This is a genomic window from Gemmatimonadaceae bacterium, assembly GCA_020846935.1.
Lineage (GTDB): Bacteria > Gemmatimonadota > Gemmatimonadetes > Gemmatimonadales > Gemmatimonadaceae > RBC101.
In genome coordinates this window covers 540,070-552,823 of the sequence record JADLCY010000011.1, presented here as the reverse complement: position 1 = coordinate 552,823, position 12,754 = coordinate 540,070, and the positions used below count along the sequence as shown (strand labels likewise).

Annotated in this window: 11 protein-coding genes; 1 reads left to right on the top strand and 10 read right to left on the bottom strand. The window is 69.3% G+C overall.

The genetic code is table 11. From position 1 onward, the window contains the following. Positions 1-23: 23 nt before the first annotated feature. Genes IT361_14885 through IT361_14865 form a run of 5 tightly spaced genes read right to left on the bottom strand, consistent with a single transcriptional unit; the run spans position 24 to position 4,839 of the window. A complete protein-coding gene (locus tag IT361_14885) occupies positions 24-1,112 on the bottom strand; it encodes an ATP-binding cassette domain-containing protein (protein MCC6318962.1) in 1,089 nt (362 codons plus the stop codon). Between the two features lie 26 nt (positions 1,113-1,138). Continuing rightward, positions 1,139-2,149 (bottom strand): ABC transporter ATP-binding protein, encoded by a 1,011-nt coding sequence (locus IT361_14880; protein MCC6318961.1) that lies wholly within the window; start codon positions 2,147-2,149, stop codon positions 1,139-1,141. After that, the gene (locus IT361_14875) at positions 2,146-3,066 is read right to left on the bottom strand and encodes an ABC transporter permease (GenBank protein ID MCC6318960.1); all 921 of its coding nucleotides are present in this window, start codon (positions 3,064-3,066) and stop codon (positions 2,146-2,148) included. The genes IT361_14880 and IT361_14875 overlap by 4 nt, the downstream gene beginning before the upstream one ends. Then, complete coding sequence (locus tag IT361_14870) at positions 3,059-4,030, bottom strand: ABC transporter permease (GenBank protein ID MCC6318959.1); 972 nt, start codon at positions 4,028-4,030, stop codon at positions 3,059-3,061. Before IT361_14870 ends, IT361_14875 begins: the two co-directional genes overlap by 8 nt. Positions 4,031-4,074: 44 nt before the next feature. Beyond that, on the bottom strand, positions 4,075-4,839 hold the full coding sequence (locus tag IT361_14865) for a lipoate--protein ligase family protein (protein MCC6318958.1): 765 nt from the start codon (positions 4,837-4,839) through the stop codon (positions 4,075-4,077). Positions 4,840-4,951: 112 nt separating this feature from the next. Between IT361_14865 and gcvP the strand changes: the two genes are divergently transcribed. After that, a complete protein-coding gene (gene gcvP / locus IT361_14860) occupies positions 4,952-7,834 on the top strand; it encodes an aminomethyl-transferring glycine dehydrogenase (GenBank protein ID MCC6318957.1) in 2,883 nt (960 codons plus the stop codon). A 113-nt stretch (positions 7,835-7,947) separates the two neighbouring features. On the opposite strand, the gene gcvH is transcribed toward gcvP, so the two are convergent. The 5 genes from gcvH to IT361_14835 all read right to left on the bottom strand — a co-directional run bounded on the left by gcvH (position 7,948) and on the right by IT361_14835 (position 12,607). Then, positions 7,948-8,331: a glycine cleavage system protein GcvH gene (gene gcvH, locus IT361_14855; GenBank protein MCC6318956.1), complete on the bottom strand. Its 384-nt coding sequence runs from the start codon at positions 8,329-8,331 to the stop codon at positions 7,948-7,950. An 80-nt stretch (positions 8,332-8,411) separates the two neighbouring features. Then, the gene (locus IT361_14850; GenBank protein MCC6318955.1) at positions 8,412-9,020 is read right to left on the bottom strand and encodes a dephospho-CoA kinase; all 609 of its coding nucleotides are present in this window, start codon (positions 9,018-9,020) and stop codon (positions 8,412-8,414) included. A 93-nt stretch (positions 9,021-9,113) separates the two neighbouring features. Next, positions 9,114-9,914: a helix-turn-helix domain-containing protein gene (locus IT361_14845; GenBank protein MCC6318954.1), complete on the bottom strand. Its 801-nt coding sequence runs from the start codon at positions 9,912-9,914 to the stop codon at positions 9,114-9,116. A 303-nt stretch (positions 9,915-10,217) separates the two neighbouring features. Further along, positions 10,218-10,826 carry a thymidine kinase gene (locus IT361_14840; GenBank protein ID MCC6318953.1) on the bottom strand — a complete coding sequence of 203 codons (609 nt, stop codon included), beginning with the start codon at positions 10,824-10,826 and terminating at the stop codon, positions 10,218-10,220. Continuing rightward, on the bottom strand, positions 10,826-12,607 hold the full coding sequence (locus tag IT361_14835; GenBank protein ID MCC6318952.1) for a DbpA RNA binding domain-containing protein: 1,782 nt from the start codon (positions 12,605-12,607) through the stop codon (positions 10,826-10,828). The genes IT361_14840 and IT361_14835 overlap by 1 nt, the downstream gene beginning before the upstream one ends. Between the last annotated feature and the right edge of the window lie 147 nt (positions 12,608-12,754).

Genomic DNA, 12,754 nt, shown 5'->3' with positions numbered 1-12,754 from the left:
CGGGCCGCCGCGGGTCTCGCCCGTCACACACGGTGATGAATGGCCTGCTCGGGAAGGTGTCGCGTGGGACGATGGCTGGCGCCCGCACGCTCCTGGGTCTCCCAGGGCACGATGGTCGGCGGCTGCTTGATGCAGGCGCACCAGTGCTGCGGCGCCTTCTCCTCGAGCGGAGGCACGATGACGCCGCAGCTCGCGTCCTTTGCGGGGTGGTGACAGCGAGGGTGAAACACGCAGCCGGACGGCGGATTGGCCGGCGACGGAGGATCGCCCGCCAGGACGATTCGTGTGCGCGATCGCTCAGGATCGGGTACGGGAACCGCCGAGAGCAGCGCCTGCGTGTACGGCATCAGCGGCTCGCGGTAGAGGTCGGCCGCACGGGCCAGCTCCATCACGCGCCCGAGGTACATGACCGCCACACGATCGGCCATGTGCTCCACCACCGAGAGGTCGTGCGCAATGAAGAGGTAGGCGAGTCCGCGATCCCGCTGCAGGTCCTTGAGCAGGTTGATGACCTGGGCCTGGACCGAGACGTCGAGCGCCGACACCGGCTCGTCGCAGACGATGAGACGCGGTTCGACGGCGAGTGCGCGCGCGATGCCGATGCGCTGTCGCTGGCCGCCGGAGAACTCGTGCGGGTATCGCGTGGCGTACGCCGGCTGGAGACCCACTTCGTCGAGCAGACGTGCCACGCGGGCGTCGGCATCCGCGCCCTCGGCGATGCGGTGCACCAGCAGGCCCTCCCTGATCGTCGTGCCCACCGTGAGGCGCGGATTGAGCGACGAAAAGGGATCCTGGAAGATGATCTGCAGGTGGCGCCGCATGCGGCGGAGGGCGGCGCCCTTGAGGGCGCGAAAGTCCACACCATCGAACTCGATGGTGCCGGCGGTAGGCTCGATCAGGCGAAGGATCGAGCGCCCCAACGTGGTCTTGCCGCAGCCGGACTCGCCCACGACACCGAGCGTCTCGCCCGCGAACACATCGAGGGACACGCCGTCGACCGCGCGTACCACGCCGGTGGTCCGCCCGAACAATCCGGAGCGAACCGGGAAATGCATCGCGAGGTTGCGAACCGAGAGGAGCGGCGCGCGCGCGGCCGCAGGACCGGCGCTCATGCGCGTGGCTGCCGGAGGACTGGTGTTCATGCGCGCTCGGCGAACGCGACCGGCGCACCGGTCTCGGCGAGGTGGCAACGGGCGGCATGGGCGCCGTCGGGGAGGCCGGGGTGCTCCGTGGCGCAGCGGTCGAAGGCGAGCGGGCAGCGATCACGAAAGCGACACCCCGTCGGCCATGCGGTCGGCGCGGGCACCGTGCCCGGGATCGTCACCAGCCGGTCGCGTCCCATGCCGACGCGCGGCATCGCGCGTAGCAGCCCCTGTGTGTACGGGTGCCGGGGCGCCGAAAACAGTTCCCGCACCGGGGCGCGTTCCACCACCTGTCCGCCGTACATCACCAGCGCCCGCGACGCCACTTCGGCGACCACGCCGAGATCGTGCGTGATCAGGAGAATCGCGGTGCCAAAGCGCTGCTGCACGTCGGCGAGCAGCTCGAGGATCTGCGCCTGGATGGTGACGTCGAGGGCGGTCGTCGGCTCGTCGGCGATGAGCAGTGCCGGGTTCATCACCAGCGCCATCGCGATCAGGACGCGCTGTCGCATCCCACCCGACATCTCGTGCGGGTACTGCGAGGCGCGCTCGCGGGGCGAGGGGATACCAACCAGCGACAACATCTCGACCGCACGTTCCCATGCCGCCCTCCGCGACGCGCCGTCGTGCACGCGGGCCACCTCGGCCACCTGGTCCCCGATCGTGAAGACGGGGTTGAGTGCCGTCATCGGCTCCTGGAACACCATCGACATGCGGTTGCCGCGCACCCGGCGCACCTCCTCTTCCGTGGCCGCGAGCAAGTCGCGGCCCTCGAAGACGATGCGGCTGCCGTCCTCGATGCGACCCGGTGGATCGATCAGTCGCAGGAGCGAGAGCGCGGTCACCGACTTGCCGCTGCCCGACTCGCCGACGATCCCGATCGTCTCCCCGGGCATCACCTCGAAGGACACGCCGTCGACGGCGCGCGCGATTCCTCCTCGCGTGTGGAAGAACGTGCGGAGGTTTTCGACGCGAAGGAGCGGGGCGGGCCCCGGGGAGGCGGTCATCGGCCGGGAAGCTGGCGCGGGTGGATTGCGACGCGCAAGCGGTCGGCAATCGCGTTCACCGCGAGGGACGTGCCGATGAGGGCCGCGCCGGACGACGCGACGAGCCACCACGCGATCTGGAGCGTTTCCCACGATTCGGCCACAATGCTTCCCCAGGAAGGGGTTGGAGGCCTCACTCCCAGTCCGAGGTAGGTGAGACCGGCCTCGAGGACAAGGACGTGACCGATGCCGACGGTTGTCGCCACCAGCACGGGACCGATGGCGTGTGGCATCACATGCCTGACGAGTACGACAAGTCGTGAAGCGCCGAGCGCCCGCGCCGCATGCACGAAGTCGCGATGCCTGACGCCGAGCGCCTGCGCCCGCGCCAGGCGGCTGACGCCGAACCACCCGGTGAGTCCGAGGACGAGAATCAGGCCATCGGTCGACATGTCGGGCCACAGCGGGATCAGCGTGAGCACGAGCAGGACGCGCGGCACGGCGAGCATCATGTCCACCAGGCGCATGAGCACCGCATCCACGGTGCCGCCGAGGTAGCCGGCCGCCGCCCCCCACACGAGCCCGACGATGCCGGAGAGGCCCGCCGCGAGGAGGGCAATGCGCAGGGAGATGCGCGCGCCATGGAGCATCCGGCTCAGCACGTCGCGACTGATGGCATCCGTCCCCAGCGGATGCGACCACGAGGGCGGCTTGAGCTTGAGCGTCTCGAGCCCGATCGGAGTGGTCGGGTCGTACGTGGCGATCCAGGGCGCCGCGATCGCGAGGATGCCGAGCAGCGCAAGGAACCCCAGGGCCGCGCGACCCGCGGTGTCGTCGGTGATGGCTCGCCAGTAGTCACGCGCGGTGCCGACGGTTTCGGCGCCGAGAGTGCGCGGCGGCGCGATGGCGAAGGCGGCCACCGCCGGCGTATCAGCCATGCCCGGTGCGCGGATCGACGGCGGCGTAGGCCAGGTCGGTGAGGATGCCAGCCACGACGACCACGACGCTCCCGATCAGCGTGACGCCGAGGACCACGAAATAGTCGCGGCCACCGATCGAGGCGACGGCCAGGTCGCCGATCCCGGGCCAGGCGAAGATACGCTCGACGAAGACGGCGCCGCCGACGAGTGCCGGGAGCGACAAGCCGATGAGCGTGATCGTGGGGAGCAGCGCGTTCCGCAGTGCGTGGCGATAGAGGAGCTGCCGTGGGGCGACCCCTTTGGCGCGTGCGGTGCGTACGTAGTCCTCGGGGAGTACCTCGAGCACGGCGCTCCGCTGAAAGCGCGCAACGACCGCGCCGACGATGAGGACGAGGGACAGGGCCGGCAGAACGAGGTGATAGGCGATGTCGCCGACCTTTCCGAGCGGCGACATGAAGTCGTGCATGGCCGCGTCCGTCATGCCGGTGATGGGGAACCAGCGAAGTTCGAGGCCAAGCGTCAGCAGGAGCGCGATGGCGATCCAGAAGTCGGGGACGGAGGTGAGGGCGACGGTGAGTGCGCCGGTGGCGCGGTCTCCGGGCGATCCTTCGCGGTTCGCCTGCCACGCGCCCACGGCCACGCCTAACGCGGCACCCAGGGCCAGCGCCGTGCCCATGAGCAGCAGCGTGCGCGGCAGCCGTTCGGCGATCACGCTGATCACGGGCCGGCGACTGACGAAGGACTCGCCAAGGTCGCCGCGCGCCACGCGGCCCAGGTACTTCACATACTGCAACGGGACCGGATCATCCAGGCCGTGGCGCTCCCGGAATGCCGCGCGCTGTGCCGGGTCGAAGCGCGCGTCCTCGAGAATCGCGGCGTACGGCTCGCCGGGCGCGGCGTGCAGCAGGACAAACGTCAGCGTCGTCACGGCGAACACCGTGGCCACGCCCATCAGGATCCGCCGCAGCAGGAACGCCGTCATACCGGGCTAAGTGTACGCCCAGGGTGCCTGACGAGCGAGGCTCGTCAGCGACGCCATGTCCAGTCGTCGTTCCGGTAGATGCTTTCTCGCGTCCGCGCGCCCTCGCACGCCAGGTCGGCGTCGAGGGCGTCGACGTCCGGATCCCAGGTGGCGCGCACGACCTCGCGCAGCACGTCGGCGAACTCCGCGGGCGTCACCTCGCGGCCGAGTGCGTCGCTCAGCGTCGCCGCTTCGGTGACGGGCAGCGCGCCGAGCGCCGCATCGCGCAGCCGATGCTGGTCGTCGTGCACCAGAATGGAACCATGCTGCATCCAGGCGTCGCCGTCACGCACCTGTGCGCTGCCGACGAGCTTCCGGCCCCGAAAGGTGAGTTCACCGGGCGCGGGCAGCTCGAAACACGGCGCACTCCCCGGCGCCGGCATGCGTTTGCCCGCTGGCACGATGGCGACCGCGACGCCAAGGGCACCGAGGGCATCAGCGAGGAGCCGGTTGATGGCCGCATAGTCGTCGCGAAGGTCCACGCCGCTGTGCACCGGGGCGGCCACGGCGTAGGTCACTTCGCGGTGATGCAGCACGGCGCGCCCGCCGGTGAGCCGTCGCACCACGTCGAGGCCGGCCCGTCGCGCACGCTCACCATCAAAGCCGCGCCGGGCCGCCTGGTGGCGCCCGAACGAGATCGTTGGCGACGACCAGCTGTACACGCGGACCGTGCCCGTGCCGGTCCGCCGCGCCCGGTCCAGCAACCATTCATCGACCGCCATGTTCATGGCGCCGGGAAGCGGGGTGGAATGCAGGAACGACCAGCGCATGCGGGAACATAGCGCCCAGGCGCGTCGTCGCGGTCGCCCGAACACCGGGCTAACTTCCGCGCGGCATTTCTCCCGCTCTCTCCCTTTCCGGTCCCTTCGCGACCCCGCGCGCATGCCCGACCTTCGCCACTACCTCACCGAGTCCGACACCTTCGTCCGCCGCCATATCAGCACGTCGATGGAAGACGTCGAGGCCATGCTCGCGGCGCTTGGGTACGACAGCCTCGACGCGTTCATCGACGCCACCGTGCCCGACGGCATCCGATTCCGCCGTGCGCTCGCGACGGGTCCGGCGCGCACCGAGCACGAGGTGCTCGACGAGCTGCAGGCGATGGCGAGCAAGAACCTGGTCTTTCGCTCGTACATCGGCATGGGCTACCACGACACCCTCGTGCCGCCGGTGATCCAGCGCAACATCCTCGAGAATCCGGGCTGGTACACCGCGTACACGCCGTACCAGGCCGAGATCTCTCAGGGCCGTCTGGAGGCACTGCTGAACTACCAGACGATGGTGATGGACCTGACCGGAATGGAAATCGCCAACGCGTCGATGCTGGACGAAGGCACCGCCGCCGCCGAGGGCATGCACCTGGCCTACGGCGTGAAGGGGAAGGAAGGGAAGGAGACGATCTTCGTCGATGCCGGCTGCCACCCGCAGACCATCGACATCGTGCGCACGCGCGCGTGGGCGTCGGGAATCGAGGTGAAGGTCGGCGACGGAAAGCAGGCGGACTTTGGCCCCGAGACGTTCGCGGTGTTGCTGCAGTATCCCGCGACCGACGGACAGGTCGACGACTACCGCAGCACCTGCGAGCGCGCGCACGCGGCCGACGCGCTCGTGATCGTGGCGACGGACCTTCTCGCGCTCACCCTGCTCGCGCCACCGGGTGAGTGGGGCGCGGACGTGGCGGTCGGGAGTGCGCAGCGCTTTGGGGTCCCGATGGGATTTGGCGGCCCGCACGCCGCGTTCTTCGCCACGAAGGACGAGTTCAAGCGACTCATGCCGGGGCGCCTCATCGGCGTGTCACGTGATGCGGAAGGGCAGATGGCCATGCGCATGGCCCTGGGCACGCGCGAGCAGCACATCCGCCGCGAGAAGGCGACGAGCAACATCTGCACGGCCCAGGTGCTCCTCGCCGTGATCGCCGGGATGTACGCCGTGTGGCACGGACCAGCGGGACTGACGCGCATCGCGCGACGGGTTCACCGCAACGCATCGCTGCTTGCCGCCGGGGCCGAGCGTCTTGGCCACACCGTGGCGCACGACGTGTTCTTCGACACGATTCGCGTGGACCTGAAGGGGCGCACCGCGGCGCAGGTGGTGGCGGCGGCCGAAGCCCGTCGCATCAACGTCCGCGTCCTCGGCGCGACGTCGATCGGCATCGCGCTGGACGAGACCGTCTCCGGCGCGGATCTCGACGACCTGCTGGCGTCACTCAATGGGGGTCAGGCACCGGCGTTCAACGTGGGCGACCTGTCGAGCGGCGTCGATGCGCGCTACGACGAGCGATTCGCGCGGACCAGCGCATTCCTCACGCACCCGGTGTTCTCGCGCTATCACGCCGAGCACGAGATGCTGCGCTACCTGCGCAAGCTGGAATCGCGGGACCTGTCGCTATGTCATTCCATGATCCCGCTGGGCTCGTGCACCATGAAGCTCAACGCCACGGCCGAGATGTTTCCCGTCACGTGGGGGACGCACGGGCGGCTTCATCCCTTCGCGCCGTCGTCGCAGGTGGCGGGCTACGCGGGAATGTTTCGCACGCTCGAGCGCGACCTGGCCGAGATCACGGGCTTTGCCGCCGTGTCGCTCCAGCCGAACGCTGGCTCGCAGGGTGAATACGCCGGCCTGCTGGTGATCCGGAAGTACCACGAGTCGCGCGGCGAGTCCCACCGCAACGTGTGCCTGATCCCGCAGTCTGCGCACGGGACGAACCCGGCCAGCGCGGCGATGGCGAGCATGAAGGTGGTGGTGGTGAAGAGCACGGCGAACGGCGACATCGACCTCGCCGACCTCAGGGCCAAGGCCGAGCAGCACGCCGCGAACCTTGCGGCCCTGATGGTGACCTACCCGTCGACGCACGGCGTCTTTGAGGAAGGGATCAAGGAGGTATGCGCGATCGTGCACACGCACGGCGGGCAGGTGTACATGGACGGCGCGAACATGAACGCGATGGTGGGCGTGGCCCGACCCGGTGACATTGGCGCCGACGTCTGCCACCTGAACCTGCACAAGACCTTCTGCATTCCGCACGGCGGTGGTGGCCCGGGGATGGGCCCCATCGGCGTCGCGGCGCACCTCGCGCCGCACCTGCCCGGTCATCCGGTCGTTGCGCAGGAAGGCCGCACATCGTTAGGCGCCGTCGCGGCCGCCCCGTGGGGCTCGGCGTCGATCCTGCCCATCTCGTACGTCTACATCCAGATGATGGGCGGCGAGGGCCTGGCGCTCGCCACCAAGATCGCCATCCTGAACGCGAACTACGTCGCCTTCCGGCTGGATCCGCATTTCCCCGTGCTCTACAAGGGTCGCAACGGTCGCGTGGCCCACGAGTGCATCGTCGACCCGCGAGGGCTCAAGGCGGCGAGCGGCGTCGAAGTCGAGGACATCGCCAAACGGCTCATGGACTACGGCTACCACGCCCCGACCGTCTCGTTCCCCGTGGCTGGCACCCTGATGATCGAGCCGACCGAGTCGGAGTCCAAGGCCGAACTCGACCGCTTCTGCGACGCGCTGATCGCCATCCGTGGCGAGATCGACGAAATCGCCGCCGGCGTGCTCGACAAGGACGACAACCCGCTCAAGCATGCTCCGCACACGCAGCAGGTCGTGATTTCTGATACGTGGAACCGGAGCTATTCGCGTGAGCGTGCGGCGTTCCCTGCGCCGTGGACCCGCGACCGCAAGTTCTGGCCGGCCGTGTCGCGCGTCGACAATGCGTTCGGTGACCGCAACCTCGTGTGTGCCTGCCCGCCAATCGAGGAGTACATGACGTGACGTAGCGGTGCTGGTGCCAGCGAACCTGACAACGCCAAAGCGGCCCCGGAAACCGGGGCCGCTTTGGCCATGAGTCGACTCGGCGACTCAGCCGGGTGTGTCTGCGGTCAGGGCTACTGGCCGGTGTGCGCCTTGTAGGCCGCCGCGTCCATCACGCCGGCCGGTGCACCGGCGGTGCGCAGCTTGATCATCCAGCCGTCGCCGTACGGGTCCCGGTTGACGGCCGACGGATCGCCGTCGAGCGCGCTGTTGACCTCGACAATCTCGCCCGCAGCGGGCGAGAAGAGCTCGGAGACGGCCTTCACGGCCTCGATGGTGCCGAACGCGTCGTGCGCGCCGAACTTCGCCCCGACCTTTGGCAACTCGATGAAGACGATGTCGCCGAGCTGGTCCTGTGCGTAGTGCGTGATGCCGACGATGAACACGTTGGGGTCGGCAGTCGCCCTGAGGTATTCGTGATCGGCGGTGTAGTGAAGATCGCCCGGAATGTTGGCCACGGTAGCGTCCTGTCGCGTGCGAGAGGTGGAGCGCGAAGTCTACCGGCGCGTCAAAGTCCCTGTCAAGAAACCGCGCGTTGTCACTGCGCCGCGGCGCGGCGCACGAGCTCCTGCCACACCGCGTCGACCCGCGTTTCGAGCTGGGCGAGCGATCCGTCGTTGTCGACCACGATCGTGGCGCGCGCGCGCTTTGCGGCCGCCGGGATCTGCGCGTTCATCATGGCGCGCGCCTCCTCGTCGCCGAGCTGACGGCGCGCCGTGAGACGCGCAAAGCGCAGATCCTCGGGGGCATCGACCAGGATCACCACGTCGAACCGATCCTGCTGGCCGATCTCGAACAGGAGCGGAATGTCGCACACCACGATCGCGACGCCGCGGATTCGCGCGGCTTCGACGGCGAGGTTGCGTCGCCGCTCGATCTCCGGATGAACGATGGCGTTCAGTGCTTCGCGCTCCACCGGGTCGGAGAACACGATCGCGCGGAGCGCCGCACGGTCCAAGGCGCCGTCGGCACCGATCACGCCCGGGCCCCAGCGTGCGCGGATCGCCTGTATGGCCGCAGTGCCGGGCGCGACGGCCTCGCGCGCAAGAACGTCGGCGTCGACGATCGCAGCGCCGCGCTCGCGCAGCAGCGCAGAAACGAGCGACTTGCCGCTCGCAATGTTGCCAGTGAGGGCGACCAGGAGCACGGCGAGACCGACGGGGGTGGAGCCTGCCGCAATGTGTTGACCTGCCAGCCCGCTTAAGCTACTCCACGGCGTGGTGGCGGGCGATGGGCACGCCTAGGCGGCGTCTTCGGCGCCCGCGGCGTCCTCGACGTCGACGCCCGAGTCCTCCAGCATCCGGCAGAGGACCCAGTTCGCCCCGCCGTGTCGGCGAATCTCTGACGGCGTGGCGCGCAGGTAGCGCTGGCACGTGTTCCTGAACGCGCTGCCCGACGGAAAGTGCAGCGCAAGCGCGATGTTGTCCGCGCTCCGCTCGGGATCCTCGAGCAGATTGGCGGCGACCAGCAGTCGTGCCCAGGTGATCAGCCGCTGAGGTGACGGGAGGTTCGCGTGCTCGAGGTGTTTGGCCAGCACGCGGCGACTGAGCGACAGCCGGCGCGCCAGCTCATCGGGCGTGAGATGCTCGTGCGCGCGGGTCACCGCGAGCAGGACCGCATCGCGCACGGTGGGCCGCAGCGTGTCCAGCGTCGCGCGCAATAGGCCGGCAACACCGCGTGCCTCGGCCTGTTCGAGGATGCTGGCGATCGATTGCGCGTCGTCATCGACGTTGGCGACGATCAGCGCGTCCATCCCCGAGCGGCCCGCGTCGAACAGGTCCTTCGCGCGCTCGGCGGTCACGTCCACATACGCGAGCGTTCCGAGTCTCGGGAACCGGCGCTTGAGCTGACGCAGCGGCTCCAGGCTCATCTCACCGGTGGCAAACAGGTCGAGGATTGCCAGGTGCACCGGCTGCGTCTCGCACAATCGGAACACGTCGAGCCAATCGGCACACGGCTCCACCGTGTGCCGGCCACGAATGGCCGAGCGCAACCGGAAGAGTCGAGCCGGATTTGGTACGAGCGCGGCGATGAGTCCCATGGCGGCAGGCGACGGCGTGACGTGCCAGAGGCAGTACCGCAATAGACGGCCCGCCCGCACGTGGAGTCACCGAACGCCGTTCGTCGTTTGGCGATCGTCGCGAGGCCGGTGCTTCGTCAAGCGGACGCTTTGACCGAGGGGTCGGCGACCAACGGCCGAAATCGCGCCATGCAACCCGTGATGGCCGAAAGCGGCGACGTTCGCCATGCGCCTCGACCAGTTGTGAGCGGCGACACGACGAGGGCATGTTCGTCCTCGCCCGGCCTGCCTCCGCTCCTCCGTGACGTGGAACCCCATCCAGGACTAAAAGAGGCGTCCCTGTCCCTCGTCGCGGCGGCGAACAATGTGACACGCGCGGCATCGGGCCTCGTACGCCTCGTGCCCACCCACCATGATGACCGGAGAGTCCCAGGCCGCGGGTTGTCCGTCGATCAGGCGTTGATTCCTGCACGCTGGCGCACCGCAGAGCACGCAGATCGCGTGCAGCTTGTCGACCAGCTCGGCGATGGCCATGAGCCGCGCCATGGGCCCGAACGGTTCACCCCTGAAGTCGGTGTCGGTACCGGCCACGATCACGCGTCGACCGCGTGTGGCAAGGCTCGTCACCAGGTCGCACACGCCCTCATCGAGAAACTGGGCTTCGTCGATGGCGACGACGTGTGCGGTCGGGTCGATGCGTGCGGCGATCTGTGCGGACGAGTCCACGGGAATGGCATCGACCGAACGACCATCGTGGCTCGACACCGCAAAGAGCCCCGCATAGCGGTCGTCCAGGTGCGACTTGAACACCTGGACACGCTTGCGCGCGATGACGGCGCGCCGCACGCGCCGCATCAGCTCCTCGGTCTTGCCGCTGAACATCACACCGGCGACCACCTCGATCCAGCCGCCGGTGAGCTGCAACGAACTCATCAGTCGTTGCCCCGACGCGGCCGTCGGGCGTTTCGGAGGCGCTCACCGCGCTCGCCCCACTCGCGCGATTCGCCGATGGCGCGTGGGCCGCGGGCCGGGCGTTCCTCGCGGAAGGTGCGTGGGCCGGCGTCATCGCCCCCGCGGGGCCGCCGCGGGCGATCGCCCGCGTCACGGCGCGGACCGCCACGTGGACGGTCGCCAAAGCCCCCGCGGCCGCGCGAACGCGGTGCGTCATCTCGCGGACCGCGCGCGCCGGGCATGTGGCGCGCCGGGCGATCGGAAGGCCGCCGGTCGTCGCGTCGGGCCGGCCGGTCTTCGGGGCGACGATCGACGCGTGCGTTCACCACGCGCCCGCGGATGGTCTTGCCGGTGATTCCCTCGATGACCTGCTCGGCCACCGATGCATCGACTTCGACCACGCTGAACGTGTCGCGCATGGTGATCCGACCGAGCAATTCGGCGGAAATGCCCCCCTCGTTGGCGAGGGCGCCCACGAGGTCGCCCTTCTTGGCGCCATCACGGACGCCGACGTTGACGTACACGGGCGTGAAGTTGCCGGCGGCCACAGGCGCGGAGCGCGGCTCGCGCTCGCGACTACGAGGGGCTGCTCGCTCCGTTCGCTCGCGGTCGGTGCGTTGAGCTGGTGCGGCCGCCGTCGCCGGTTCGGCGTGTGACGGCGTGCGACCGGGCGCCGCGGCGGCACGCTCGAGGAGGACGAGGAGCGCGGCGGCGACTTCGGCGGGATCTCGCTCGTCGAACACCGGCGCGAGCGCCAGCAGTTCGTGGTGCAGCGAGTGCGAGTCGAGGACGTGACGGATCGCCTCACGCAGCGTGTGCATCGCGGACGCCGCACGCACGACCTTGGCCTGCGGAAGCGATGCCGTGACCGACTGGCCGAACACGCGCAGGAACGCCGTGAGTTCATCCGGCGCCACGAGGGCGACGACGTGGCCGGGCTCGGTCTCGAGGATCGTGGCGAGGTCGCTGGCTTCGGTCGGCGCGGTGTAGAGCACCACGAGTCCTTCGCCTTCGGGGACATCGCCGTCGGAAAAGGCCACCATGGCGTCATCCGGCCCGTAGCCGAGATGGGCGAGGGCCGAACACGCCGCCTCGGCGTCTTCTTCGGCAGCGACGACGGTCGCGTGCTCGGGATCGAGGGAATCGAGCAGCCGGGCGAGCACTGCGTCGCGGCCGCTGCGGTCGGCCACCACGTAGTGCAGCGTGGCTGCGGATGAGACCGGGCCGTCGTACTGCATGCGACGCGCGCGCCGCGCGTGCCGCTCGAGAAACGCCTCGACATCCGCCCCCAGGTCGGCGGCTGTGGCGATGCGATCGGCGCCTTTCGGCAGCTCGGCGAGGAGGTCGTCGAGGTCGGTCAGGTAGAGGGCCACCAGTCGATCGAGGTCCACGAGAACCACGGTATCGACCGCATCGAGCTTGAGCGCTGACTGGCGGAGCAGTTCGCGCGCGATCCCCGGCGTGGTAACAGCGGCGAGCGCGCCCGCCGCGAGGCGTCGCGGCGCGCGGGCACGATCAGCGACCGGGATCAGCAGGGCGCCTGAGGCGTCGAGTCCGTCATTGACGGCGCCGGCGAGGTGTGTCGCGGCGACTTCCGACCCCACGAGGACGAGGGTGCGGAGGGTCGGCCCCTCCGTGTCTGAAACAGCAATGCGCTCGACCTGAGCGCGAACGATGGCGTCGATGCGATGGTCATCCGATGGGAGCACATGCACGACGTGCGCGCTCCGCGCGGCTCCTTCATCCCGAAGGTCCTGCTCCACGATAGCCTCTCTTGTCAATCAGGAAGTGAGGGCGCGCGATTCCGTGCCCTCCACGAGAGGAAGTATAGCAAACCGGGGCGTACCCGTTCAATTTGCGAGGGCTCCGGAGTTGTCCGGGCCAAGCGGATCGGCGGGAGGTTCCCGGCC